The following is a 26,095-nucleotide window of genomic DNA, read 5'->3' on the forward strand; positions in this document are numbered from 1 at the left end:
ATTGCCGTTGCGTCGGCGGGGCGGCCGTCGTTATGGTCCGCCGACTTCGCGCGGGGTTTAAACCCGGGATTTTGCGAGGCTTAGGAGACGACTAATTGGGCCCCGATCCTCGCGTTCTGGTCGTCGCTGAGACGGACGATCTGGTCGGGCCCCTGTGCCGCGGCCTCGACGCCCTCGGCTGGCGGACCCTGACCGCGCGCTCGGCGCCCGCCGCCATCGCGGCCCTCGACGACTTCACCCTCGAAGCCGCCGTTCTGGACGCCAACCATCCCGGCTTCCCCGAGATCGCCCAGCTGCTGCGCGAGGCCGCCGGCGACCGGCGCCTGTCGATCATCGCCATCGGCAAGACGGCGGACGCGCCGGGCGTCGACCTGGCCATGTCCGAGCCGCCGCACCCGGCCCAGGCCGCGCTGCGCATCGAGCACCTGATGCGCGCCGCCATCGCTGAGGAAGAGTTCCGCTTGCGTCAGGCGACCTTCGCCCTGCAGGGCGCGACCTTGACCGCCGATACCCCCGATCCCGCCCCGCTCAAGATCCTGGTCGCCGGCGGCGCCGACCCGCGCTTCATCGCCCTGTCCAACGCCCTGACGGCGGCGGGCGCCGAGGTTGTGGCCGCGCCGACGCCCTATACGGCCTTCGACTATCTGCATGAGGCGGCTTTCGACGCCGCGGTCCTGTGGGGCGCGCCCGACCATGCGCCGGCCCTGTCGATCGCGGCCGGGATGAAGCGCAACACCCGCCTCTATCACATCCCTCTGATCCTCTATCTGCGCAGCGCCGGCGAGATCAATCTGGCCGAGCTCTACAACCGGGGCTTCGCCGACATCGCCGCCGCCGATACGCCCGAAGCCGAGACCGCCTCGCGCGTCCTCGGCCTCGCCGCCTCGCACCGTCGCCATCAGGCGATTCGCAAGGCGCTGGAGACTGCGCGCGGGTCCGGCCTGATGGATTCCTCGACCGGCCTGTTCACCCGCGAACTGTTCGCCTCCCACCTCGCGCGTCTGGCCGAGGGGGCGAAGTCGCGCCGCCGGGCCCTGTCGGTCTGCGTGCTGCGTGTCGCCGACAGCGACAGCCTGGCCCATGCCCGGGCGGGTGGCTGGCTGGACCGCGCCATGCCCCAGATCGGCGCCATGGTCTCGCGTCTGGTGCGGGTCGAGGACACCGCCGCCCTGCTGGCGCCCGAAGTTTTCGCCCTCGCCCTGCCCGCCACTCCCGGCGCGGCCGGACGGCTGGCCGCCGAGCGCATCGCCGCCGTGGTCGGCTGCACCGCCTTCGACGCCGGTCCGGAACGTTCGCCCTTCGTGGTCGAGTTCGATGTCGGCTCGGCCGAAGTCTCGCCCGGCGAAAGCCCCGCCTCCGTCCTCGAACGCGCCTCCGCCGACCTGTCGCGCCGCAAGCATGAAGCGGCGCGGGCGGCAGCGGCCGCCCACTCCTGACCTGAACTAGGCCGCTGCCCCCGCCACACGCGCCAGATCGGCGGTGATGCGTTCGGCGACCTTCAGCCGGTCCTCCGGCGTCGGCCAGTCGCCCATGACAACGATCTTCTGATCCGGACGGATCTTCCAGAAGGCGTGGTTCTTCTGGATCAGCCCGACCAGCCCCATCGGGTTGGGGAAGCTGTTGTTCCGCAGCGTCAGCACGCAGCCCTTGGGCCCGATGTCGATGCGTTCGATACAGGCCGTCTTGCAGTTGGCCTTGATCCCGACAATGCGCAGCAACTGCTTCGCCTCGTCCGGCAGCGGGCCGAACCGGTCGATCAGCTCGGCGGCCAGGGCCTCGCGCTCCTCGGTGCGTTCGGCGTCCGACAGGCGGCGATAGAGGCTCAGACGGACGTTGAGGTCCGGCACGTAATTCTCTGGAATCAGTACGGCCGCGCCGACATTGATGGCCGGAGACCAGCCGCGGTCGACGACTTCCTCGCCGGCCTCACGCAGGCTGGCGACCGCGTCTTCCAGCATCTGCTGATAGAGCTCGACACCGACCTCGCGGATGTGGCCCGACTGCTCGTCGCCCAGCAGATTGCCGCCCCCGCGCTGGTCCAGATCGTGCGAGGCCAGCTGGAAGCCGGCGCCGAGGTTGTCCAGCGACTGCAGCACCTGCAGACGCCGCTCGGCCGAAAGGGTCAGGGGCCGCTTCGGGTCGGTGGTCAGATAGGCGAAGGCGCGCGCCTTGGACCGCCCGATCCGGCCGCGGATCTGGTGCAGTTGGGCCAGGCCGAACATGTCGGCCCTGTGCACGATCAGGGTGTTGGCGGTCGGAATGTCGATGCCGCTCTCGACGATGGTGGTCGAGACCAGCAGGTCGTATTCGCCGTCGTAGAAGGCGCTCATCACGTCTTCGAGCTGGGTCGGGGACATCTGGCCGTGACCGACCACGAACTTGATCTCGGGCACCTGCTCGCGCAGGAATTTCTCGATGTCCGGCAGGTCCGACAGGCGCGGACAGACGTAGAAGGCCTGACCGCCGCGATATTTCTCGCGCAGCAGGGCCTCGCGGATCAGCACCTGATCCCAGGGCGTGACATAGGTCCGGACGGCCAGACGATCGACCGGCGGCGTGGCGATGATCGACATCTCGCGAATGCCCGACAGGGCCATCTGCAGGGTGCGCGGAATGGGAGTCGCGGTCAGGGTCAGCAGGTGCACATCGGCGCGCAGGCTCTTGAGCTTCTCCTTGTGCTTGACGCCAAAGTGCTGCTCCTCGTCAACGATGACGAGGCCCAGGTCCTTGAAGCCGACCTGTTCGGCCAGGACGGCGTGGGTGCCGACCACGATCTCGAACGAGCCGTCCTTGAGGCCCGCGCGGCTCTCGGCGGCGTCCTTGGCCGTGACCATGCGCGACAGGTGACGGACGGTGATCGGCCAGCCGGCGAAGCGTTCGGAGAAGGTCTTGAAATGTTGGCGCGCCAGCAGGGTCGTCGGACAGACGACGGCGACCTGCTGACCGCTCATGGCCACGACGAAGGCGGCGCGCAGGGCCACCTCAGTCTTGCCGAAGCCGACGTCGCCGCAGATCAGGCGATCCATCGGCGTGCCCTTGCCCAGATCTTCCAGCACATCGCCGATGGCGTTGAGCTGGTCGTCCGTCTCTTCGTAGGGGAAGCGGGCGCAGAACTCGTCGAACAGCCCCTGCGGCGGAGTGATGGCGTCCGAGACCCGCAGCGCGCGCTTGGCGGCCAGGGCGATGAGCCCCTCGGCCATTTCGCGCAGGCGGGCCTTGGCCTTGGCCTTGCGCCCCTGCCAGGCGGCGCCGCCCAGACGGTCCAGCTGGACGTCCTCGGAATCCGTGCCGTAGCGGGTCAGGAGGTCGATGTTCTCGACCGGCAGGAACAGCTTGGAATCCCCCGCATACTGCAGCTCCAGGCAGTCGTGCGGCGCGTCCTGGATCTCCAGCGTCTTCAGCCCCTCGTAGCGGCCGATGCCGTGGTCGAGGTGGACGACGAGGTCGCCGGTCGTCAGGGCCGAGGCCTCGGCGAGGAAGTTGGACGCGCGGCGCTTGCGCTTGGGGCGCGCCAGCCGGTCGCCCAGCATGTCGGTCTCGGAGATGACCGCGAGGCTGTCCGTGGTGAAGCCGTGCTCCACCGGCAGGACGGCGCGCAGATACAGGTCCTTGGGCGCCGACTGGACATCGGCCCAGTCGCGCACGGCGACGACGTGGTCGAGCCCGTGATCGGCCAGCATGACCGACAGACGTTCGGACGAGCCCTCGGTCCCGGAAGCGAACAGGACGCGCTTGCCCTGCCCCTTCAGAGCCTCGGCGTGATGGGCGACGGCCTCGAACAGATTGACGCTGTCCTGGGCCCGTTCCGCCGCGAAGGTGCGGCCCAGACGGCCGCCGGCGTCTTCGCCAGCGGTGTCGAACGGCGTCAGGCGGCGGACATCGCGGCCCGCCAGGGCGCTGTTCCAGTCACTCTCCGGCAGATAGAGCCGGTCCGGCGGCAGGGCGCGGTTGGCCGCGCCGCCCTTGGCCAGCGACGCCTCGCGCCGGGCCTCATAGGCGTCCTTGGCCAGGGCCCAGCGTTCGCCGCGCGCCGCCTCGGCCTGGTTGTCCAGGAAGACGGCCGCATCATCGGGCAGATAGTCGAACAGGGTCTCGAGATTCGGATAGAGCAGCGGCAGCCAGTGCTCCATCCCCTGACGGCGCGCGCCCTCGGAGACGGCGACATAGAGGGGGTCGTCCCCGCCGGCGCCGAACAGGCCCAGATAGCCGGTGCGGAAGCGCGAAATAGTCTCGGCGTCCAGCAGGGCCTCGGACACCGGCGACAGGGAGATCTTCTTGCGCTGACCGGTCGAGCGCTGGGTCGCCGGATCGAAGGTGCGGATCGATTCCAGCTCCGAGCCGAACATGTCCAGACGGACCGGCTCCTCGAACCCCGGCGGGAAGACGTCGATGACCCCGCCGCGCACGGCGTATTCGCCGCGCTCGTTGACGGTCGAGGCGCGCATATAGCCGTTGGTGGTGAAATATTTCTCGAGCACCGTCTGGTCGAGGTCGCGGCCCACGGCGGCGTCGAAGCCGGCGGAAGCGGTGACCTCCTGCGGCGGGGTGCGCTGCATGGCGGCGGCGATGGTGGTGACGACCAGCAGGGGTTTGGGCGACCGCGCGGGCCGCCCGGCCAGTTCGGTCAGGGCCGCCATCCGCTCGGCCGAGACCGCCGACGTCGGGCTCAGACGGTCATAGGGCAGACAGTCCCAGGCCGGAAACTCAAGGACCTCAACGTCTTTCGCGAAGAAGCGGAAGGCCTGGGCGAAATTGCCGGCGCGCTGGTAGTCGCGGGCGATGAAGACAGCAGTCCCGCCGGACTTTTGCAGCCGTTCGGCGACGGTCAGGGCGTCGAGCCCCTCGGGGGCGCCCCCGAGTTCGATATCCTGACGCGCCACTCAGCCGATCCCCTGCTGGACGGCGTGGGAGACGTGTTCCTTCACGAAGGCGCGGATGCGGGCCATCAGGGGGGTGTCGTGCTCGGCCGGCGTCGGCGCCGTCTCGATGATCCAGCTGTAGAGCTCGTGGTCATTGTCCTGCATCAGCAGGCCCTCGAACTCGGTCATCTCGGCGTCGGTCAGTTCGGGCCCGACCTGTTCGACGAACGGGCCCAGCACCATGTCGGCTTCACGGAAGCCTCTACGCCAGGCGCGAAAACGCGCGCGAGACAGGCGGTTCTGGTCACGGTCATCGGTCATGAGGCGCGGGATATAGCGAGACCCGCGCCGCGCCGCCAGCCGTACCGGCGTCAGGAACGGACGCCTGTTGCCATCACGCGGGCCAGATCGCCTTGATCTTGTCGGTCAGGGCCTTGCGCTCGGCCAGACCCTTGTCCCCGCCATTGATGCGCAGGGTGACCTTGGAGACGCTGTCCGTCTGGGCGAGCGCATTGAGCCCCTTCGAGGTCCAGAAATCGACCGCCCCGGCGATCGACCCGGCGGGGGTCAGCAGCAGGTCGGGATTGACCTCATAGGCCGTGCCCAGGGCATGATAGTTGGCCCGCCCGGTCAGCTGGATCAAACCCCGCCCGCGATATTTGTAGCCATCCCCCGGCTGGGTGTTACCGAGATTCTTCGCCCCCCAGGTCCCGCCGTAGATGGTGTTGCCGATGGAGACCTTGTCCGCCGCCTGGGTCGCGCTGCGCCCGAACTTCTGGCACTGGGCGTCCGTGATCCGGGCCTTGGAAAAGGTCGCCCGCAGCCCCGCCGCCGAATAGTTGAGGTTCTCCGACTGCGGCTTGAACCCGCTCTCATGGGTCACCTGGGCGAAGAAATGGATGTATTCCAGCCTCTGGCTCATGGCCTTGGGCAGCACCAGAGCCAGCAGGTCGCCGGTCCCGTCGGGCGCGACATTGCTGCTCACATATTCCGCCAATCCCTGAAAGGTCAGGGCGCCCAGCTTGCCGTCCACGATGCCGACGTCGTAGCCCTTGTCGATGAGATTTTGCTGCAGAATCGAAACCGACATGGACCGTTCCCTTCATGCTGTCCTGACGCCTACGATTTTGCGCTCGCATAACATCGTTTGCAATCTTTGCGCGTCTTCGGGAAACGGTTTCGCCTGACATGCGCCCGCCCGTCCTCTTCCCCCTCTTCGCGGAGGCCACCAGCCTGAAAGGCGTGGGGGCCAAGGTCGCGCCCCTGATCCAGAAGCTGGCCGGGCCTCTGGTGCGCGACGTCCTGTTCCTGAGCCCGTCAGGCGTGATCACCCGCCGCCGCACCAACGCCGCCGAGGCTGTCGACGGCGAGGTCGGGGTGTTCGACGTGGTCGTCGACCGGCTGTTCGTGCCCTCGCGGCCGGGAGCGCCGCTCAAGGTCCGGGCCTCGGACGACACCGGCTATATCCACATGGTCTGGTTCGGCGGCTCGCCCCAGCATATCGACCGCCAGCTGCCGCGCGGCGAGCGGCGGCTGGTCTCGGGCAAGGTCGAGCGGTTCAACGGCGAGGTGCAGATCCTGCACCCCGACTGGATCGTGCCGCTGGACAAGGGCGAGGAGATCCCGACGGTCGAGCCCGTCTATCCGGCGACGGCGGGCTTGACCTCACGCGTGGTGCGCAAGCTGGCGCTACAGGCCCTGACGGCGGCGCCCGAACTGGCCGAATGGCAGGACGCTGCCTGGTTGGCGAAACAGAACTGGCCCGGCTGGCGGTCGGCGCTGGAGGCCCTGCACGCCCCGGCCGGAGAGCGCGATCTGGAGCCTGACGCCCCGGTGCGGCAGCGGCTGGCCTATGACGAGCTGTTCGCCCATCAGCTGGCCTTGGCCCGCCGCCGTCGCGCGCGCCAGATCACGCCTGCGCCGGTGATCCGCCCGGGTGAGGCTTCAACCGCCCTGCTGGCCGCCCTGCCCTTCACCCTGACCGGGGCCCAGGCGCAGGCGGTCGCGGAGATCCGCGCCGATCTCGCGGGCGGCGAACAGATGGGCCGGCTGCTGCAGGGCGACGTCGGTTCGGGCAAGACGGCGGTCGCGGCGATCGCCATGGCCGATGCGGCCTCTAGCGGCTTCCAGGCGGCCCTGATGGCGCCGACCGAGATCCTCGCTCGCCAGCACTATCAGCGCCTGTCGCCGATGCTGGAGCAGGCGGGCATCGCCTCGGTCCTGCTGACCGGCCGCGACACGACCGGCGAACGGCGCGAGCGGCTGGACGCCCTCGCCACCGGCCGGGCCCAGGTCGCCATCGGCACCCACGCCCTGTTCCAGGACGCGGTGCGCTTCGACCGTCTGGGTCTGGCGGTCATCGACGAGCAGCACCGGTTCGGGGTCAATGAGCGCCAGCGGCTGCAGGCCAAGGGCGATCCGCGCGTCGGCGGCGTCCATCTGCTGACCATGTCCGCGACGCCCATCCCGCGCACGCTCGAGCTGACCCAGTACGGCGAGTTGGAGGTCAGCCGGCTGATGGAGAAGCCGCCCGGTCGCACGCCCGTCGCCACCGCCGTCCTGCCCGGCTCGCGCATCGGCGAGGTCGCGAAACGGCTCAAGGCGGCCATCGAAGGCGGCGCCCAGGCCTACTGGATCTGCCCCCTCGTCGCCGAGAGCGAGGCCACCGACCTCGCCGCCGCCGAGGCCCGCGCGGAAGATCTGCGCCGCATCCTGCAGGTCGAGGTCGGCCTCGCCCACGGCCAGATGCCGGGCGCCCAGCGTGAGGCGGTCATGGCCGACTTCGCCGACGGCCGCATCCCGATCCTGGTCGCCACGACGGTCGTGGAGGTCGGGGTCGACGTGCCCAACGCCTCCATCATGGTCATCGAACACGCCGACCGCTTCGGCCTGGCCCAGTTGCACCAGCTGCGCGGCCGCGTCGGGCGCGGGGCCAAGGCCAGCGCCTGCATTCTGCTGTACGGCGATACGCTGGGAGAGACGGCCAAGGAGCGGCTGGAGACCCTGCGCCGCACCGAGGACGGCTTCGAGATCGCCGAGGAGGACTTCCGCCTGCGCGGCGGCGGCGATCCTCTTGGGCTGAAACAGAGCGGCTTCCCCGCCTATCGCTTCGCCGACCCGATCCGGCACCGCAGCCTGATGCTGGCCGCCGCCGACGACGCCCGGCTGATCCTCGGCCGCGACCCGGACCTGCTCAGCCCGCGCGGCGAGGCGGTGAAGACGCTGGAGGCCCTGTTCGACTGGCGGAACGACAGGACGGGTCTGGACTAGCCGCCCGGATTGGCGGCCTTCCAGGCGACCAGACGTGCCTGAACGTCGGCCTCAATATCGGCGTAGAACAGATTGTACTGCCGCGCCTTTCGGCGATCCGCCCAGTCGCCGACCTCCTTGAAGGCCTCGGAGTCCGGCATGGTGTGGCGCAGCAGGCCGCCGCGGCACTGGGTGGCGACCAGCCGGTCGAGGAAGGCCGGACGCACGCCCCATTCCAGCCCCGTGGCGTTGGCGGCGCCCAGATGGCGGCGCGCGGGCACGGGCTGTTCGTCGGCCGCCCCGCTGACCGGATTGACGCACAGGGTCTTGCGGCCGTCCAGATTGACCAGTCGGCCGCGAGCGTTCCAGACCAGGGCCCGGCGCAGTCGCCGCTCGGCGGCGCCCTCGTCGCCCTCCCCGACCTGGGACCAGGCGACGATGCAGCCGGTCTGCTTGCGCGAGGCGCAGCCGGGGACGTCGGGGCTCAGGTTGTCCACCGCCAGAATGGTGTCGACCAGCCAGGCGCCGACCAGCCTGCGCCGCAGGGCGGGATCAGGGGCGATCCGGACGCGGATCAGCCGGTCCAGCAGGTCGGCGCCCTGCTCCACGCCCGCGATGACGATCGGTCCGGTCGGATGGCGCGCCAGCCAGACCTCGAAGGCCGCCGCGACGTCGCGATAGGCGAAGGCCCGGGCGTCGCGCGCGTCGGTGCGCAGGGTCAGGCGAGTATAGAGGCTGGCCTGACGGTAGCGCGGAATGCTGATCGCCCCCGCCCGCTCGAACGGCCCGGCGTAGTTGGGGATCACGACCCGGCGCAGATAGGCGTCCGCCTCCTTGTCGCCGATCGGCCCGTTCCACTCGCGCCCGCCGTCATAGGTGGTGGAGTGGACGAAGAAGACCGACGCCGCGCCCGACCCGACGGTCCGGGCGTCGAGAAGAGCCCAACTCGACGCCTGGGCATAGTCGGGCGCCGCGGGCGGCGTATAGGTCTGGAACGGCACCTGGGGATCCAAACCGGCGCGCAGGATGTCGCCGCGCCAGACGGCCGTCGCCGCCGCGATCAGGAAGACGACCGCGAAACCGAACCAGCCGACCCACTGGCGCAAGGTCAGCCGACGGCGCGTCACCGGTACTGATCCGCCTGGGACAGGAAGTCCTGGACGTAGCGGCGCACGCCCTCTTCCAGCGGGGTCGACTGGCCGGGGTAGCCGGCGGCGCGGATGCGCTCCATCCGGGCCTCGGTGAAGTACTGGTAGCGGTCGCGGATCGAGACGGGCGTGTCGACATAGTCGATGGCCGGGGTCTTGCCCGCCGCGGCGAAGGTGGCGTTGGCCAGATCGAGGAAGGACCGCGCCTGGCCCGATCCGGCGTTGAACACGCCCGAGACATGCGGCGCGTCCAGCAGCCAGGCGATGATGTCGACCACATCGTCGACGAAGACGAAGTCCCGCATCTGGCCGCCGTCCGGATAGTTCGGATTGTGCGACCGGAACAGGGTGACCGTCTCACCGGCCGCGACCTTGGGCCAGATCTGCGCCACGACCGACTTCATCGTGCCCTTGTGGCCCTCGTTGGGGCCATAGACGTTGAAGAACTTCAGCCCCGCCCACTGGCCGGGCGACTGGCCGCGGTCCGATTGGCGCGCCGCATACTGGTCGAACAGCATCTTGGAATAGCCATAGGCGTTCAGCGGACGCAGGGCGGTCAGGCCCTCGAGGCTGTCGTCATCCTCGAAGCCGCCGTCACCGTCGCCGTAGGTGGCGGCCGAGGAGGCGTAGATGAAGCGGGCGTCGCGGATCGAGCACCAGTCCCACAGGTCGCGCGACAGGATGAAGTTGGTCCGCATGATCAGGTCGGCGTCCTGCTCCGTCGTCGCCGAGATGGCGCCCATATGGACCACGGCCTCGATCGCTTCCGCATGGCGCTCGAGCTGTTCGAACAGGTCCTCGGGCTCCCAGAAGTCGGCGATCGGATGCTTGGCCAGGTTCTTCCACTTGGCCAGGTCGGCGGTCTCCATGCGGTCGCAGACAACGACGTCGTAGCGGTCCTCGCCCGTCAGCCGGGCGACGATGTTGGAGCCGATGAAGCCGGCCCCTCCGGTCACGACGATCATCCGACGGCTCATGCCGCATCTCCCTGAAGCTTCTCGATGGTTCGGGTGGTCGAATAGCCGTTCTGGAACTGGGCCAGCTTGACCTCGCCGCCCCAGCTCTCGACGAGATCGCCGCCGACGACGCCCTCACGCGTATAGTCCGCGCCCTTGATCAGGACGTCGGGGCGCAGCCGCTCGATCAGGGCCAGGGGCGTCGGATCGTCGAAGGCGGTCACGCCATCGACGCTGGCCAGGCCGCCGATGACCGCGGCGCGGCTGTCCAGATCGTTGACCGGACGGCCGTCCCCCTTCAGCCGACGCACGGACTCGTCCGTATTCAGCGCCACGATCAGCCGGTCGCACCAGCTGCGCGCCTGCGCCAGATAGGCCACGTGGCCGCGGTGCAGGATGTCGAAACAGCCGTTGGTGAAGCCGACGCGCAGGCCCTGACGGCGCCAGGTCTCGACCCGGCCGGCCAGTTCCTCGACCGGGGTGACCTTGGCCTGGGCGAGCGAGGCGTGCTGGCTCATCTCGGCCTCGATCAGCTCGGCCGGGGTGACGACGGCGGTGCCGCTCTTACCCACGACCACCCCCGAGGCGAGGATGGCGAACTCCACGGCCCGCTCCAGCGAGGCTCCGGCGCCCAGCGCCAGACCCAGCGACGCCATACAGGTGTCGCCGGCGCCCGAGACGTCGAAGACCTCGCGCGCACGGCCCGGCAGATGGACGATCGGCTCGCCGCGTTTGGCGATGGACATCCCCTTGCCGGCGCGGGTGACGACGATGGCTTTCGCCGTCGTGATGGACAGAAGATAGGCCAGAGCGGCCTCGACCTCGGCGTCGGTCCCGACCGCCATGCCGGTGGCGCCGGCCAGTTCGGAGGCGTTGGGCTTGATCACATCGACCGCGCCATAGCGGGCGAAATCGCGGCCCTTGGGATCGACCACGACCGGGGCGCCCGACGCTGCCGAGGCCGCCAGCGCCGACTGGATCAGGGCGTTGGTGACCACCCCCTTGTCATAGTCGGACAGCAGGATGGCGGAGGCCCCGGTGAAGACCTCCTCGCGCCCGAAGGCGGCCTTCGCCTTCTCCTCCTCGTCCAGACGCAGCAGCTGCTGGCCGGCGGCGACAAAGCGGGTCTTGACGATGGTCGAGGCGGTCTCGGGCCGTTCGACGAAATCACCCATCCGGTCCTCGGCGGCGATCAGGGCCACCAGTTCATCGCCGGCCGGGTCCCGCCCGATGACCGCGCCCAGCCGGGATTCGCCGCCCAGGGCCGCGACGTTGCGCGCGACATTGCCTACGCCGCCCGGCATGGAGACGGTCCGACCGGTCTTGAGCACGGGGATGGGCGCCTCGGGCGAGACACGCGTCACCTCCCCATAGACGAACCGGTCCAGCATCAGGTCGCCGACGCAGGCGATCTCAAGCCCCGCGACCTTGTCGAGCAGGATCTGCAGCTGGCCCAGGTCGAGGGGCGGAGTGGAGGCGGTCTGATCGGTCATGCGTGAGACGTCTTCATTTGGCGGTGAACGACTTAAACCATTTCGGCGGCCGAGCGGACGCCTTCTGTCGGAGCCTGACGGATCATATCCCGCGCGGCGGAGACGACCTCGGCGACGGTGATCTGATCCAGCCCGGTCATGCGGTGGATGATGCGGACATGATCGCCGACCGGATGCCAGTGCATGGGGCGGTTGTAATCGCCGAACAGGCCGATCGTCGGGGCCCCGCCGACCGCCGACAGGTGCAGCGGTCCCGAGTCATGGCCGATGAACAGGGCGGCCTGTTCCAGCACCGCCGCGCTCTCGCGGGGTGAGAGATCGCCGCAGAGATTGAGGGTCTGCCCGGCCCACGCGGCGGACAGGTCGTCGGCGCGGGGACCGTCCGACGGCGCGCCGATCACGACCAGCGCATGACCGGGAGCGACCGCCGACAGGTCGCGCAGCAGGGCGTCCCAGTTGGCCACGCCCCAGTCCTTCTCTACCGCCTTGCCGCCCATGTTGACCGCGACGAAAGGCGCGCCTTTCAGCGGCGCAAGCACACGGTCGGCCGTCGCATGCTCCTTGTCCGAAAGGAGCAGGCTCCAGTCGCGAGGATCGTCGAGGTCGGCGACCCCGACATCAACGGCCATGTTGCGCGCCAGGCGAGAAGCCTCGCGCTCGACGATTCCGCTGTCCGGATCGACCCGGACCTCGCGCAGGTCACCGGTCCAGGGCACGCCGAGCACCGAGCGGAAGCCGCAGAATTTGAAGAACAGCCAGTCGCGCAGGACAGCCGGGGCGGTGCGCGCCGGGGCCAGATACACGAGGGTGTCGGCCTTCTGCGCCTTCAGCAGCCGGCGAAGATCCAGAAGGCCCATGAGACTCCGAAGCCGCACCGGATAGGCGATCGCCCCCTGCACCAGGGCCTCGTCGCCCAGCACGCCCAGCAAGGGCGCGGCGTTCGAGGCGACCGGCACATTGGTAAGGACGAGGCGGCGGTGGTCGGGAAAGCGGCGAGCGATGGCGTGGAAGCACGGCAGGGCTGCGACCGTGTCGCCCAGGCTGCCGAGGCGAAAGATAATGACGGAGGGGGCGTCCGCAGAACCCGCAGCGCCGGGCTCGGGATCTGTATCGGGGTTCGTCACTGCCAACTGTTCCGCCTTCTCCAGGATCCCCTCCGATCCCTCGGGAGGCATAGATCAACAGAACCATGAAATCCACGTGAATGCTGCGCTGCAGCAGACAGCTGTGACAAGACGTGACCTCTGACGCGGGAAACCTTGGCGAGCGGGATGTCTTGTGCGTTGAAGGACTTGGATCGCCAATGGCGTCCTGCCCGCCGATTCACGCCCCCCGTTTCTCGCCCGGAGACTGACCGTTTGAGCGCCGACGCCCCGCCTGTGATCCTGTGGTTCCGACGCGACCTGCGGCTGGCCGACAACCCCGCCCTGAACGCGGCGGCGGAGACCGGTCGACCGGTGGTCCCCGTCTTCATCCTCGACAGCGCCGGTGACGGGCGGCCGTGGGGCGCGGCGTCGCTGTGGTGGCTGGATGGGTCGTTGCGGGCGCTGGCCGAAAGCCTGACGGCCCGGGGCCCGCCGCTGATCCTGAGGCGTGGCCATGCCGAGAGTGAACTGAGGCGGCTGATCGAGGAGACCGGCGCCGACACCGTCTTCATGAACCGGCTGTTCGAGCCCGAGGCCTGGACCCGCGACGCCGACATCGCCCACGGGCTCAAGGACGACGGCGTCGAATGTCGGGGCTTCAACGGCTCCCTGATGGCCAGACCGGGCTCGGTTCTGACCGGCTCGGGCGGCCCCTACAAGGTCTTTACCCCGTTCAAGAATGCGCTGCTGGCGAAGGCGGAAGCGCCCCCGCACACGACCGGTCCCCGCACCCTGACGCCCGTGAAGGGGCTGGACAGCGACGCCATCGACGACTGGGGCCTGACACCGTCAAAGCCCGACTGGTCCACCGGCTTCGACTGGACGCCCGGCGAGACCGCCGCCGTCGAGGCCCTGCACGCCTTCACAGGCGAGGCGCTGAAGACCTATTCGACCGGCCGCGATCATCCAGCCGAGGTCGGTGGCAGCCGACTGTCGCCGCATCTGCACTGGGGCGAGGTCCATCCCTGGCGGGTGATCGAGGCGGTGCGGAAGGCCGCCGCCGACGGCCGCGCGCCCCAGGCCGAGGCGGACAAGTTCGTCGCCGAGATCGCCTGGCGCGAGTTCTCGGCCCATCTGCTCCACGCTTTCCCGCAGATCGTCGAGCGGTCGTTCCGGCCAGAATACGACGCCTTCCCCTGGCGAACGGACACGAAGGGCCTCAAGGCGTGGACGCGCGGCCAGACCGGCTATCCGATCGTCGACGCGGGCATGCGCCAGCTGTGGACCACGGGCTGGATGCATAACCGGGTCCGGATGATCGTCGCCTCCTTCCTCGTGAAGGACCTGCTGGTCGACTGGCGCAAGGGCGAGGCCTGGTTCTGGGACACGCTGGTGGACGCTGACCTCGGCAACAACGTCCAGAACTGGCAGTGGGTCGCGGGCTCAGGCGCCGACGCCTCCCCCTTCTTTCGCATCTTCAACCCGACCGCCCAGGGCCAGCGGTTCGACGCCGACGGCGACTACGTCCGCCGCTGGGTCCCGGAACTGGCCACCCTCCCTGCCAAATGGATCCACGCCCCCTGGACCGCACCCGAGGAGGTGTTGGCCAAGGCCAGGGTCCGCCTCGGGACCGACTATCCCAAGCCCATCGTGGATCACGGCGAGGCCCGCGACCGGGCGCTGGAGGCCCTCAAGGCCATCGCCCGTTCGAAGTATGAAGACTGAGGCCGCTCAGCCTCGCATCCGCCGACTGGCGAAACCCTTGCCGATCAAGGCCCTCCCGATCCGCCCCGCCAATCGGTCCGGCGCCGTCCGGAACGGCCGTAGAATGCTGCGTTCCGTCTTTGACATTCGCGACGCACCTGCACGCCTTTGCACTTGAGTGCAAAGCCGGAGCCGCAATTTCGGAATCAGAAAAAGCTTTTTAATCAGAGGATTGAACGCCGACATTCACGACGAACATCCGCCGCTGCACTCGAGTGCAACGTTTTTTTCCGGAGTGCAAAACCCCCTTCTCCCCTTGCGGGAGAAGGTGCCCCGGAGGGGCGGATGAGGGGTCGTGCCGTCGAAGACGGTGAGGGTTCTCACACGCAACGTCAAACGTCGGCGTGACCCCTCATCCGTCGCGCTTCGCGAGCCACCTTCTCCCACAAGGGGAGAAGGAAGATCACCGGAACTTCCGCAGCCCCCGCGGCCCCATCCGGCCGGCGCCGGCGCGCTTGCCGAGCCAGTCCTTCCAGTCGGGCCAGTTGCGGCGGCGGCCGCCGCCGTCGGCCCATTCGGGTCCGATCTCGCCATTGAAGACGGTGATGTCCTGCAGCCCCCCCTGTTTGTAGGACTGGAGCTTGACCCCCTTGCCGCGCCCCATCTCGGGCAGCTCTTCCGCCTTGAAGATCAGGGTCTTGAGGTTCTCGCCGATGGTCGCGACGTGGTCGGCGGCGCCGAAGCGCAGGATGGCCAGCAGCTCCCCGTTCAGGACCTGCTTGCCGCCCCGCTTCTGGGCCAGCATGTCGTCCTCGGGGGCGATGAAGCCGTAGCCGGCCTTCGAGGCCACCAGCAGCTTGGAGCCCGGCTGGTGGGCGAGGACGGCGACGATGTCGGCCTTCTCCTCCAGCTCGATCATCAGACGCAGGGGCTCGCCGTGGCCACGACCACCGGCCAGCTTGTCGGCGCCGATGGTGAAGACCCGGCCGTCCGAGGCGGCGACCAGGATCTTGTCCGTGGTGAAGGCCGGGACGAGGTAGGCAAGCGCGTCGCCCTCCTTGAACTTGAGCTCCGACGGGTCCTCCACCTTGCCCTTGGCGGCGCGGATCCAGCCGCGTTCCGACAGGATGACGGTGATGGCCTCGCGCGGGATATAGGCCTCGGGCGCGACGAAGGCGGAGGTGTCGACCGCTTCGGCGATGGTCGTGCGGCGTGGCGAGATCATCACCTTGCGCACGGCGGCCAGGTCCTGACCGACCTTCTTCCACTGCTTGGCCGGCGAGGAGGACAGGGCCTGGAGCATGGCCAGTTCCTCGGCCAGTTCCTTGTGCTCGTTCTCGATGGCCATCTCCTCGATCCGCGCCAGTTGGCGCAGCCGGGTGTCGAGGATGTAGTCGGCCTGCAGCTCGGTCAGGCCGAAGCGGGCGATCAGGACGGCCTTGGGCTGTTCCTCCTCGCGCACGATGCGGATGACCTCGTCGAGGTTGAGGAAGACGATCCGCAGGCCTTCCAACAGGTGCAGGCGCTTCTCGACGCGCTCGATCCGCCATTGGGCCCGCCGGATCAGGACGTCGCGGCGGTGGTCGAGGAAGGCCTGCAGACAGGCCTTCAGCCCCATGACGCGGGGCGTGCCCGTGGCGTCCAGGACGTTCATATTGATTGGGAAGCGGACCTCAAGGTCGGAGAGCTTGAACAGGCTCTCCATCAGGACCTCGGGCTCGATGGTCCGGTTCTTGGGCTCGATGACCAGACGGATGTCCTCGGCGGACTCGTCGCGGACGTCGCCCAGCAGCGGGGCCTTCTTCTGCTCGATCAGCTCGGCCAGACCCTCGATCAGCTTGGACTTCTGGACCTGGTACGGCATCTCGGTGACGATGATGCGCCACACGCCGCGGCCCAGATCCTCGGTCTCCCAGCGGGCGCGCAGACGCACCCCGCCGCGGCCGGTCTCATAGGCGTCGAGGATGGAGGCATGGCCCTCGACGGCGACGCCGCCGGTCGGGAAGTCCGGCCCGGGCACGATCTCGGCCAGCTCGGCGGTGGTGGCGTCGGGGCGGTCCAGCAGCAACTGGCAGGCGTCGATCAGCTCGCCGACATTGTGCGGCGGGATCGAGGTCGCCATGCCCACGGCGATGCCCGACGAGCCGTTGGCCAGCAGGTTGGGGAAGCCCGCCGGCAGGACCATGGGCTCCTCGCCCTGGTCGTCATAGGTGGGGCGGAAGTCGACCGCGTCCTGGTCGATGCCCTCCATCAGGATGACGGCGGCCGGGGTCAGCTTGCATTCGGTGTAGCGCATGGCGGCGGCGTTATCGCCGTCGATGTTGCCGAAGTTGCCCTGCCCGTCGACCAGCGGATAGCGCTGGGAGAAGTCCTGGGCCAGACGCACCAGGGCGTCATAGATCGAGGCGTCGCCATGCGGGTGATAGGTGCCCATGACGTCGCCCACGACCTTGGCGCACTTCCGCGCCGCGGCCTGCGGGTTCAGGCGCATCTGGTGCATCGTGTACATGATGCGGCGGTGCACCGGCTTGAAGCCGTCGCGCACGTCCGGCAGGGCGCGATTGGTGATCGTCGACAGGGCGTAGGCCAGATAGCGGCGGCTCAGCGCCGTCTCCATGGGCTCGTCGATGATACGGCCGCCTTCGGGCGGAGGGGCGTGGATGGTCATGCGGGATCGAATCACTCAGGCGGATCGCGAAGTCTAGCCGGGATTGACCGGGACAGGGACCGAACGGGGGACAGGGAGTGCAAACCACCGCGTCCGGCTCAAGATCGCCATTCAGGCCACCATCTGCGCCAAAGTCGTACCGCGACCCAAGAAACGGAACTTCTGGTTGAGGGAACGGTTCTATCTGTGAACCCGCGTTATTGGACGCAGCATCCCAGATGACGACGCCGAAACGATACGCTGACTTCGATCATCAGGTCTTTGACCTGGAGGTCATCGGCACAGTGCTGAAGGATATACAGCAAAGATTGGCCACACCGGTCGGTGGCTTCCCCGGCGTTGCTCTGAGAGCATTTCGCTAGGGAGGGTTTGAACTAAAGCCGCCCCTGCTCCCTCAGCTTGCCCACCATCCAGTCGCGCGCGGGCGGCAGGGGCTTGTTCTGGGGGTGGAAGACGAACTGTTCGAGGAAGTGGCCGGTCAGGTCGAGGCCCGCCCCGACGTCGCCTTCGCCGAGCCCCGCCTGGGCGCCGAGCATGAAAGGCGGCAGCTTGAGCATCTTGTCGGCATAGGGGGCGCCGGCCTCGCGGCTGACGGCGCGGCCCGTGCGGGGACTGACCCAGATCAGGTCGTCCATGGTCCCCGTGGCGGCGCATCTGGACAGGTCGAGGCCGAAGCCGAGGTCCTCCAGCAGCCCGGCCTCGAAGCGGACAAAGATGGCGGGCCAGACCTCGGGAATCTGGAAGGCGCCCATCAGGGCCTCGAAGGCCAGGAAGGCGCCGGGATGGGCCTCGCGTTCCGGCAAAGCGCCCTGCGTCACCGCGGTCGCGGCGGCGAGACCCGTCAGAGCCAGCGGGTCGTCGAACAGCGCCGAGGCCCCCTCGCCCACAGCCTCCAGCCGGGCCGAGCCCAGATGGTCCGAGGTGCGGGCCCGGTAGTCGGCGATGACGCGCGAGCCCGGCTGCAGGAAGGGCTTCATCTTCCGGGACGCCCCGCCCGCCACATAGGCCGCGTGCCGGCCGTGGGTCTCGGTCAGCAGGTCGACGACGACGCCGGTGTCGCCATGCGCCCGCGCCGACAGGACGAAGGCCTCCTCGTGGAACTCCATCAGTCGCGCTTGGCCTGATCCGCGACCGCCGCTGCATCCCGCGCCGTCGCCGCGGCCGCCTCATGCTCCGCAATGACCGCGACCACGTCCTTGGAGGCGTCGTTGGGAACGGTGAAGCTGAGGACGTACTGCTGGATCCTGAACCGGCCGTCCGTGTCGCGCAGCAGGACGCCCGAGCCGCGCAGCTCGCCGTAGCTGTCGTTGGTCAGCTTCTCGTCGAAGAAGAAGACGTCGCCGACCGACATCACCGTTCGGTCGTGCGGGTGATAGGTCCAGCCCTTGCCTTGGGCGAACCAGGGCTCGGCATAGGCGCGGAACTGCTCCAGCGTCCAGTGCTCGCCGGCGTCGGTGCCGATGAAGCGGGCGTAGGGGGCGAACTGGGCGAAGTAGGTCGGGCCGTCGGCGCGCGACGCCGCCGCATGCATGGCGTCGATGACCCCATTGACCTCGGCCAGGGTCGCCTGATCGCGCTGGAAGTCGGCCGCAGTCGGCGGCGCCGGGACCATGGCGGCGTCGGGCGGCCCGACCTGCAGGGCGATGGCGAGCGCGAGGGCGATGACGGACATGGCGGCAGTTCCCGGTTTGTACGCACCTTCCTAGGCGTCGCCGGGCCGGACGGCAAACCCTACTCGCCGCTCTCCGGAACCGGATAGGTCTCGGGCTTCAGCACCTTGGCGAGCGCCAGCAGGTTGCGGGCGGCGTTGCGGCCGACGCGGTCGGAGTAGTCGTGCCCCCTGTCCGTCTCGACATAGTCGGGGCCGGGTCCCGGGCCGAGGTGCCAGTAGGTCCAGCTCTGGGCGGGGATGGTGAAGCCCATGTCGATCAGCCCCTGACTGATGGTCGCCACGATATGGTGGGCGCCGTCCTCATTGCCGGTGATCACGATGCCCGCGACCTTGCCGAAGGCGACGGGACGACCCGTGTCGTCCGTATCCTCGAACCAGGCGTCCATCCGTTCGAGAGCCCGCATGGCCACGCTGGACATCTGGCCCAGCCAGGTCGGGGTGGCGAAGACGACGATGTTCGCAGCCTTGAGCTTCGCGTTCAGGGCGGGCCAGTCGTCGCCCTCGCCCTCGTCGCCGGTGACGCCGGGCTTGATGTCCAGATCGACCAGCCGGACGAGCTCGACCTCGGCCCCACCCTTCTCCAGCTCGGCGATGACGACCCTGGCCAGGGCCTCGGTGCTGGAGGTTTGTGGCGAGGGCTTGAGGGTGCAGTTGAGGATCAGGGCCTTCATCGGTCGCTCCATCGGTGTGGGAAGACCAACAATCACAGGCGCTTCGCGTTCCGCGGCGTTAATTTAACCGATCGGTTGACAACCGCCCCGGCGTGGCGCATTTAACTGACAGGTTAGATTTAAAGACGGACGATGACCCCTATCCCCGATCCTCTGGATGCGAAGTTCGCGGCCCTGGCCGACCCGACCCGTCGGGCGATCCTGGCGCGGCTGACCGAGGGCGAGGCCAGCGTCAACGAACTGGCGGAGCCGTTCGACATGAGCCTGCCGGCGGTGTCGAAACATCTGAAGGTGCTGGAGAAGGCCGGGCTGATCTCCCGCGGCAAGGAAGCCCAGTGGCGCCCTGCCCGGCTGGAGCCCATGGGGATGAAGGGCATCGCCGAATGGCTTGAGCACTACCGCCGCTATTGGGACAAGTCGTTCGATCGTCTCGACGACTATCTGCGCAAAATTCAGAAGGGAAACGACGATGGCAAACGAAACTGAGGCCCAACACCCCAACGACAATCCGTGCGACACCAGCGGCGCGGCTCACGCCTTCGACCTGGTGCTGGAACGGGTTCTGGACGCCCCGCCGGAGAAGGTCTTCAAGGCCTATACGGACGCGACGATCCTGGCGCAGTGGTTCTCGCCCAAGCCCTGGACGATCACCGACGCTGTGGTCGAGCCGCGCGCCGGCGGCCGCTTCAACTTCACCATGCACGGGCCGAACGGCGAGGTGTTCCCGAACTCGGGGATTTTCCTGGAGGTCGTGCCGAACCGCCGCCTGATCACCACCGACGCCTTCACCCCCGAGTGGAAGCCCGCCGGCCAGCCCTTCATGACCGCGCGGATCGAGATGGAGCCCACGGCCGACGGCAAGACCAGATACAAGGCGACGGCCAGCCACTGGAACGAAGCCACCATGAAGCAGCACGAGCAGATGGGCTTCCACGAAGGCTGGGGCCAGGTCGCCGACCAACTGGCCGAACTCGTGAAGACGCTCTGAGGTCAGGCCGATGACCGTCGTCGAAGCCGTCGCCCCGGCCACCCGCCCGACCCTGAAGATGCAGCGCACCTTTGACGCGCCGCGCGATCTGGTGTGGCGGGCCTGGTCCAACCCGGAGATCCTGGTCCTGTGGATGGGGCCGGTGGAGTGGCCGGCGGTGTCGGCGACGTGCGACTTCCGGGTCGGGGGCGCCTGGCGCATCTGCCTGCGCTCACCCGCGACCGGCGAGAACCTGTGGCAGGGCGGAATCTATACCGAGATCGACGCCCCGCGCCGCCTGGCCTTCACCTTCAAATGGGACGAGAGCCACGAGGACGGGCCGCCCGTCGACACCCAGGTCACCGTCGACTTCGATGAGACCGCCGACGGCAAGACCGTCATGGACTTCACCCACGAAGGTCTGAAGTCCGAACAGAGCCTGACCGGCCACAAACACGGCTGGACCTCGACCGCCGACCGTCTGGAGGCCTGGCTGGCCGCCAACCCCGACTGACATACCCTACGGGAGACGCCCTGATGAAGATCGTGACCAGCGTAAGCCTGCCCGGCACCTGCCGCGAGGCCTTCGACTTCTATGCGAAGGTTCTGGGCGGGGAGATCACCACCGCCATTGCCTATGGCGAGGCCTTCCCCGACGGGCCGCCCGAGATCGCGGACAAGCTGATGTACTGCTGGCTGCAGGTCGGGGACCAGGCGATCCTGGGCTCGGACATGCACCCGGACCATGCGCCGGACATGCACAAGCCCAAGGACGGCTTCGACATCACCCTGCATTTCGACACGGTCGAGGAGGCGCGGCGCGTCTTCGAGGACCTGTCGGACGGCGGCCAGATCGAGATGCCCTTCGGGATCAACGATTGCGCGCCCGGCTTCGGCGGCTTCACCGACCGGTTCGGGGTGCCGTGGATGACCAATGTCGTCGCGCCCACACAGAACGCCTGATCCAACCACAACAAAGAAGAGGAGACGCCGTCATGAAACTGGTCACCAGCCTGAGCTTCCAGGGCGAATGCCGCCAGGCCTTCGAATTCTATCAGTCGGTCCTGGGCGGAGAGATCAAGGCCTTCCCGTTCGGCGACGGCCCGCCTGACATGCCGATCGACGCCAAGTACAAGGACTGGCTGATGCACGGCTGGCTGGAAATCGACGGTCAGGCCCTGATGGGCGCCGACATGCCGCCCGAGTTCGCCCCCAATATCGACAAGCCCAAGAACGGCTTCGACGTCACATTCCACACCGATGACGCCGCCGAAGCGAAGCGGGTGTTCGACGGCCTGTCGGCCGGCGGCAAGGTCGGCATGGCCTTTGGCGAGACCTTCTGGTCGCCGGGCTACGGCTCCTTCACCGACAAGTTCGGCATCCCGTGGATGATAAACACCAATCCGTCCGCGGACTGGAAGCCGGGGCAAGCAGGCTGATGACGCTGAAAGCTTCCCCGATGGTGTGGACCGGTCGCGTGCTGACCGGTCTGTTCGCCCTGTTCATGCTGGGCGCATCGATCACGCCGAAATTCTTCATGCCCGCCATCGCAGCCGAGAGCATGGTCTCTACCGGCTGGCATGCCGACAAGGTGCTGCTTCTCGGGATCATCGAGCTCAGTTGCCTTGTGCTCTATCTGATCCCGCGCACGGCCATCTTCGGCGCGGTGCTGATGACGGCCTACCTCGGCGGGGCCATCGCGACCAACCTGAGGGTCGATAACCCCCTGCTCGGCTTCACCCTGTTCGGGGTCTACCTCGGCCTGTTCATGTGGGGCGGTCTGTGGTTGCGCGACCCCGCGCTCAGCACCCTGTTCCCGTTCCGCCGCACCCCGGCGATCTGAGGAGATACCCCGATGAGAAAGCTGATCGGCGCCGCCTTCGTCAGCCTCGATGGCGTCATGCAGGCCCCCGGCGGGCCGGGCGAGGATCCGGACGGCGGCTTCGCCTGGGGCGGCTGGACCGCCCCCTTCTGGACCGAGGACGCCGACCCCTTCATGGGCGTGTTCGGCAAGACCGAGACGGAGCCTTTCGACCTGCTGCTGGGCCGGAAGACCTATGACATCTTCGCCGGCTACTGGCCGGTGCATCAGGAACATCCGATCGGACCGCTGTTCAACCGGGTGACCAAATATGTGGCCACCTCGTCGCCCGACAGTCTGGAGTGGATGAACTCTGTAGCGCTGACGGGTGACGTCCCCGCCCGCGTCGCCGAGCTGAAACAGGGCGACGGGCCCGACCTGCTGACGCAAGGATCCAGCGTTCTGCTGCACGCCCTTCTGGCCCACGATCTGGTCGATGAGCTGCGGCTGATGGTCTTCCCGCTGGTTCTGGGCGGTGGCAAGCGCTGGTTCGACGGCCTGTCAAAGCCGGGCGGCTTCGTTCTGGAGAAGAACGAAACCACCAGTTCGGGTGTGATCTCGACCCTGTATCGCCGCTCGGGCGAGGTGAAGACGGGGACGGTCGGCGAGAGCTGACCCCTAGGCCGAGCGGACGATCCGGTCGATCGTCTCCAGCACCTCGCGGACCGGAGCGGGCTCGTTCGCCCGCCCGGACGCCGCCTCCAAAAGCACGGCCAGGCGCTCGTCCCCGTCCCAGCGGGCCATCTGGGCCAGCTCGAGACACATCGCTCCGATATATTCTCGCACGGGATACTCCTTCGCGGCCGCCGCGCCCGACGGCTCCGGACGGGGTGTGCTGCTGGCCTGTTCGACCCGGGAGGCGTCGCGCGACATGGGCGGATCCTGTGAATCGCGGTTAATGACGCAAGGGAACACAACTTCAGGTAAGAATGCAACCTTTCCGGGAAGTTGTGTCGCATCAACCTCTGCTGATTGACACGGCCCCCGGCGCCAACCACGTTCGCGCCCTCCCCAACAGACTGCGCTGTAATGAACCTCGTCATCGTCGAGAGCCCGGCCAAGGCCAAGACCATCAATAAATACCTCGGGTCCGACTACGAGGTGCTCGCCTCCTACGGCCATATCCGCGACCTCCCGTCCAAGGACGGATCGGTCAAGCCGGACGACGACTTCGCCATGGAATGGGAGGTCGACGCCCGCGGGGCCAAGCGCATGTCTGAAATCGCCGAGGCCGCCAAGCGCGCCGACCGCGTCATCCTCGCGACCGACCCCGACCGCGAAGGGGAAGCGATCAGCTGGCACGTGCTCGAGGTTCTGAACAAGAAGAAGGCGCTCAAGGACACCCACGTCGAGCGCGTGACTTTCAACGCCATCACCAAGACCGCCGTGCTCGACGCCATGGCTGCGCCGCGCCAGATCGACATGGAGCTGGTCGAGGCCTATCTGGCCCGCCGCGCCCTCGACTATCTGGTGGGCTTCACCCTGTCGCCCGTGCTGTGGCGCAAGCTCCCCGGCGCCCGTTCGGCCGGTCGGGTGCAGTCGGTCGCCCTGCGGATCGTCGTCGACCGCGAGATGGAGATCGAGCGGTTCAAGCCGCAGGAATACTGGTCCGTCGAGGCCGATCTGGCCGCCGACAGCCCGCCCTTCACGACCCGTCTGGTCAAGCACGCCGGCAAGCGGATCCAGCGGCTGGACATCCCATCGGAGTCTGTTGCGTTCGCAGCCCGCGACGCCATCAACTCCGGCGACTTCACCATCAAGTCGATCGAGAAGAAGCCGGTCCGTCGCTTCCCCTCCCCGCCCTTCACCACCTCCACCCTGCAGCAGGAAGCGTCGCGCAAGCTCGGCTTCAACGCCCAGCGCACCATGCAGGCGGCCCAGAAGCTGTATGAGGGCGTCGACGAGACCGGCGGCCTGATCACCTATATGCGGACCGACGGCGTCCAGACGACGCCCGAAGGCATCGCCCAGGCCCGCGAGGTCATCGCCGGCCAGTTCGGCGCCGCCTTCGTCCCCGCCGAGCCGCGCTACTACAAGACCAAGGCCAAGAACGCCCAGGAAGCGCACGAGGCCATCCGCCCGACCAATATCGCGCGCCACCCCGATTCCCTGCGTCTCGATGGCGACCTGCAGCGGCTCTATGAGCTGATCTGGAAGCGGATGGTCGCCTCGCAGATGGAAGCCGCGCGTCTGGACCGGACCACGGTCGACGTCGAGACCCCGGACGGCCAGACCGGCCTGCGCGCCACCGGCCAGGTTGTGACCTTTGACGGCTTCCTGGCCGTCTATGAGGAAGGCCGCGACGAGAAGCAGAAGGGCGCCGAGGACGAGGACGACGATTCGACCCGCCTGCCGACGCTGAAGGAAGGCGCCAAGGCCAAGGTCGAGGCCATCCGCACCGAACAGCATTTCACCGAGCCGCCGCCGCGCTTCTCGGAAGCCACCCTGGTCAAGAAGCTGGAAGAGCTCGGCATCGGCCGTCCCTCGACCTATGCCTCGATCCTGACGACCCTGCGCGACCGCGAATACGTCCGCACCGACAAGAACCGCTTCTATCCCGAGGACAAGGGACGGCTGGTCACGGCCTTCCTGGAAGAGTTCTTCCGCAAATGGGTCGAGTATGACTTCACCGCGGCGCTGGAGACCCGGCTCGATGAGGTGTCGGCCGGCGATCTGAACTGGAAGGTGCTGCTGCGCGAGTTCTGGTCCGACTTCCACGTCGCGACCCAGGCCGCGGGCGAACTGCGCACCACGGCCATTCTGGACGCCCTGAACGAGTCGCTCGGCCCGCACATCTTCCCGCAGAAGGAGGACGGCTCGGATCCGCGCGCCTGCCCGACCTGCGGCATCGGCCAGCTCAGCCTGAAGACCAGCCGCTTCGGCGCCTTCGTCGGCTGTTCGCGCTATCCGGACTGCAAATACACCCGCCCCGTGGCGTCTCCGGACTCCGAAGCTGCGGCGGACGGCGGTGATCGCGAGCTGGGTCTGGACCCGGAGACCAACCAGCCGGTCCACCTCAAGATCGGCCGCTTCGGCCCCTATGTCGAAACCACACCGCCTGAAGCGGACAAGCCGAAACGCTCGTCCCTGCCCAAGGGCTGGAGCCCGGCGTCCCTGACGCTGGACCAGGCCCTGCGCCTGCTGGCCCTGCCACGCGAGGTCGGCATGCACCCAGAGGACGGCAAGCCGATCTCGGCGGGTCTGGGCCGCTATGGGCCCTTCGTCCTGCACGCCGGGACCTATGCCAATGTCGCGGACATCGACGAGGTGTTCGAGATCGGGCTGAACCGCGCCGTGGTGCTTCTGGCCGAGAAGCGGGCAGGCAAGTTCGCGGGTCGCGGCGCGGCCGTGGCTCCGCTCAAGGACCTCGGCGCCCACCCGGAGACGGGCGAGCCGATCCACGTCATGGCCGGTCGCTTCGGCCCCTATGTGAAGTCGGGCAAGATCAACGCCACCCTGCCCAAGGGCACGGCGCCCGAGGATCTGACGCTGGAAGTCGCCCTGCCGCTTCTGGCCGCCCGCGCCGCCGCCGCCCCCGCCAAGGGCAAGAAGGCGCCGGCGAAGAAGGCTGCTCCCAAGGCTGCGGCTGACAAGAAGCCCGCGGCCAAGAAGGCGGCTGCGAAGAAGCCCGCGGCCAAAAAGGCTCCGGCGAAAAAGGCTCCGGCGAAGAAGCCGGCCGCCAAGACCGCCGCCGAGGACTGATATCCGGTCGGGCAGCGGTGTCGCAGTTGACCCCGTGAGCCCGACCGGCCATCCCCGCGC

23 protein-coding genes are annotated in these 26,095 nt (G+C 68.2%); 11 read left to right on the plus strand and 12 right to left on the minus strand.

Annotated features, from left to right (window positions below):
* Positions 1-95 precede the first annotated feature (95 nt).
* Positions 96-1,436 carry a diguanylate cyclase domain-containing protein gene (locus AC07U0_RS11520; RefSeq protein WP_494720138.1) on the plus strand — a complete coding sequence of 447 codons (1,341 nt, stop codon included), beginning with the start codon at positions 96-98 and terminating at the stop codon, positions 1,434-1,436.
* Between the two features lie 6 nt (positions 1,437-1,442).
* Here AC07U0_RS11520 and mfd read toward each other — a convergent pair whose 3' ends face one another.
* The 3 genes from mfd to AC07U0_RS11535 all read right to left on the minus strand — a co-directional run bounded on the left by mfd (position 1,443) and on the right by AC07U0_RS11535 (position 5,949).
* Complete coding sequence (gene mfd, locus AC07U0_RS11525) at positions 1,443-4,880, minus strand: transcription-repair coupling factor (protein ID WP_494720139.1); 3,438 nt, start codon at positions 4,878-4,880, stop codon at positions 1,443-1,445.
* Positions 4,881-5,180: an FAD assembly factor SdhE gene (locus AC07U0_RS11530; protein ID WP_494720140.1), complete on the minus strand. Its 300-nt coding sequence runs from the start codon at positions 5,178-5,180 to the stop codon at positions 4,881-4,883.
* Positions 5,181-5,253: 73 nt separating this feature from the next.
* Positions 5,254-5,949: a hypothetical protein gene (locus AC07U0_RS11535; protein WP_494720141.1), complete on the minus strand. Its 696-nt coding sequence runs from the start codon at positions 5,947-5,949 to the stop codon at positions 5,254-5,256.
* Positions 5,950-6,047: 98 nt separating this feature from the next.
* On the opposite strand from AC07U0_RS11535, the gene recG reads away from it, so the two are divergent.
* Positions 6,048-8,129, plus strand: a complete 2,082-nt coding sequence (gene recG / locus AC07U0_RS11540) for an ATP-dependent DNA helicase RecG (protein WP_494720142.1) — start codon at positions 6,048-6,050, stop codon at positions 8,127-8,129.
* Here recG and AC07U0_RS11545 read toward each other — a convergent pair.
* Genes AC07U0_RS11545 through AC07U0_RS11560 form a run of 4 tightly spaced genes read right to left on the minus strand, consistent with a single transcriptional unit; the run spans position 8,126 to position 12,829 of the window.
* Entirely contained in the window at positions 8,126-9,235 is a 1,110-nt protein-coding gene (locus AC07U0_RS11545; protein WP_494720143.1) for a DUF3089 domain-containing protein, read from the minus strand. The two genes, recG and AC07U0_RS11545, sit on opposite strands and share 4 nt — an antisense overlap.
* Positions 9,232-10,233 (minus strand): ADP-glyceromanno-heptose 6-epimerase, encoded by a 1,002-nt coding sequence (gene rfaD / locus AC07U0_RS11550; RefSeq protein ID WP_494720144.1) that lies wholly within the window; start codon positions 10,231-10,233, stop codon positions 9,232-9,234. Before rfaD ends, AC07U0_RS11545 begins: the two co-directional genes overlap by 4 nt.
* A complete protein-coding gene (rfaE2, locus tag AC07U0_RS11555) occupies positions 10,230-11,705 on the minus strand; it encodes a D-glycero-beta-D-manno-heptose 1-phosphate adenylyltransferase (protein WP_494720145.1) in 1,476 nt (491 codons plus the stop codon). Before rfaE2 ends, rfaD begins: the two co-directional genes overlap by 4 nt.
* Before the next feature lie 32 nt (positions 11,706-11,737).
* Complete coding sequence (locus AC07U0_RS11560) at positions 11,738-12,829, minus strand: glycosyltransferase family 9 protein (RefSeq protein ID WP_494720146.1); 1,092 nt, start codon at positions 12,827-12,829, stop codon at positions 11,738-11,740.
* A 234-nt stretch (positions 12,830-13,063) separates the two neighbouring features.
* On the opposite strand from AC07U0_RS11560, the gene AC07U0_RS11565 reads away from it, so the two are divergent.
* Positions 13,064-14,515, plus strand: a complete 1,452-nt coding sequence (locus tag AC07U0_RS11565; RefSeq protein ID WP_494720147.1) for a cryptochrome/photolyase family protein — start codon at positions 13,064-13,066, stop codon at positions 14,513-14,515.
* 442 nt (positions 14,516-14,957) lie between these two features.
* Here AC07U0_RS11565 and parC read toward each other — a convergent pair whose 3' ends face one another.
* The 4 genes from parC to AC07U0_RS11585 all read right to left on the minus strand — a co-directional run bounded on the left by parC (position 14,958) and on the right by AC07U0_RS11585 (position 19,505).
* Entirely contained in the window at positions 14,958-17,162 is a 2,205-nt protein-coding gene (gene parC / locus AC07U0_RS11570; RefSeq protein ID WP_494720148.1) for a DNA topoisomerase IV subunit A, read from the minus strand.
* A 374-nt stretch (positions 17,163-17,536) separates the two neighbouring features.
* The gene (recO, locus tag AC07U0_RS11575) at positions 17,537-18,268 is read right to left on the minus strand and encodes a DNA repair protein RecO (protein WP_494720149.1); all 732 of its coding nucleotides are present in this window, start codon (positions 18,266-18,268) and stop codon (positions 17,537-17,539) included.
* Entirely contained in the window at positions 18,268-18,834 is a 567-nt protein-coding gene (locus AC07U0_RS11580) for a nuclear transport factor 2 family protein (RefSeq protein WP_494720150.1), read from the minus strand. The genes recO and AC07U0_RS11580 overlap by 1 nt, the downstream gene beginning before the upstream one ends.
* 59 nt (positions 18,835-18,893) lie before the next feature.
* Entirely contained in the window at positions 18,894-19,505 is a 612-nt protein-coding gene (locus AC07U0_RS11585; RefSeq protein WP_494720151.1) for a flavodoxin family protein, read from the minus strand.
* Positions 19,506-19,637: 132 nt separating this feature from the next.
* Here AC07U0_RS11585 and AC07U0_RS11590 point away from each other — a divergent pair, with 132 nt between their 5' ends.
* From AC07U0_RS11590 to AC07U0_RS11620, 7 genes are read left to right on the plus strand one after another with little or no spacing between them, the layout of a single operon-like run.
* The gene (locus tag AC07U0_RS11590; RefSeq protein WP_494720152.1) at positions 19,638-19,991 is read left to right on the plus strand and encodes an ArsR/SmtB family transcription factor; all 354 of its coding nucleotides are present in this window, start codon (positions 19,638-19,640) and stop codon (positions 19,989-19,991) included.
* The gene (locus tag AC07U0_RS11595) at positions 19,975-20,493 is read left to right on the plus strand and encodes an SRPBCC family protein (protein ID WP_494720153.1); all 519 of its coding nucleotides are present in this window, start codon (positions 19,975-19,977) and stop codon (positions 20,491-20,493) included. Before AC07U0_RS11590 ends, AC07U0_RS11595 begins: the two co-directional genes overlap by 17 nt.
* Positions 20,494-20,503: 10 nt before the next feature.
* Positions 20,504-20,986 (plus strand): SRPBCC family protein, encoded by a 483-nt coding sequence (locus AC07U0_RS11600; protein WP_494720154.1) that lies wholly within the window; start codon positions 20,504-20,506, stop codon positions 20,984-20,986.
* 23 nt (positions 20,987-21,009) lie between these two features.
* Positions 21,010-21,435 (plus strand): VOC family protein, encoded by a 426-nt coding sequence (locus AC07U0_RS11605; protein ID WP_494720155.1) that lies wholly within the window; start codon positions 21,010-21,012, stop codon positions 21,433-21,435.
* 32 nt (positions 21,436-21,467) lie between these two features.
* On the plus strand, positions 21,468-21,911 hold the full coding sequence (locus tag AC07U0_RS11610; protein WP_494720156.1) for a VOC family protein: 444 nt from the start codon (positions 21,468-21,470) through the stop codon (positions 21,909-21,911).
* Positions 21,911-22,315 carry a DoxX family protein gene (locus tag AC07U0_RS11615; protein WP_494720157.1) on the plus strand — a complete coding sequence of 135 codons (405 nt, stop codon included), beginning with the start codon at positions 21,911-21,913 and terminating at the stop codon, positions 22,313-22,315. Before AC07U0_RS11610 ends, AC07U0_RS11615 begins: the two co-directional genes overlap by 1 nt.
* A 12-nt stretch (positions 22,316-22,327) precedes the next feature.
* Positions 22,328-22,948 (plus strand): dihydrofolate reductase family protein, encoded by a 621-nt coding sequence (locus AC07U0_RS11620; RefSeq protein WP_494720158.1) that lies wholly within the window; start codon positions 22,328-22,330, stop codon positions 22,946-22,948.
* Between the two features lie 3 nt (positions 22,949-22,951).
* On the opposite strand, the gene AC07U0_RS11625 is transcribed toward AC07U0_RS11620, so the two are convergent.
* Entirely contained in the window at positions 22,952-23,206 is a 255-nt protein-coding gene (locus tag AC07U0_RS11625; RefSeq protein ID WP_494720159.1) for a hypothetical protein, read from the minus strand.
* A gap of 156 nt (positions 23,207-23,362) precedes the next feature.
* On the opposite strand from AC07U0_RS11625, the gene topA reads away from it, so the two are divergent.
* Positions 23,363-26,035 carry a type I DNA topoisomerase gene (gene topA / locus AC07U0_RS11630; RefSeq protein WP_494720160.1) on the plus strand — a complete coding sequence of 891 codons (2,673 nt, stop codon included), beginning with the start codon at positions 23,363-23,365 and terminating at the stop codon, positions 26,033-26,035.
* The last annotated feature ends 60 nt before the right edge of the window (positions 26,036-26,095 follow it).

This window comes from Brevundimonas sp. GW821-FHT02A10, assembly GCF_059422025.1.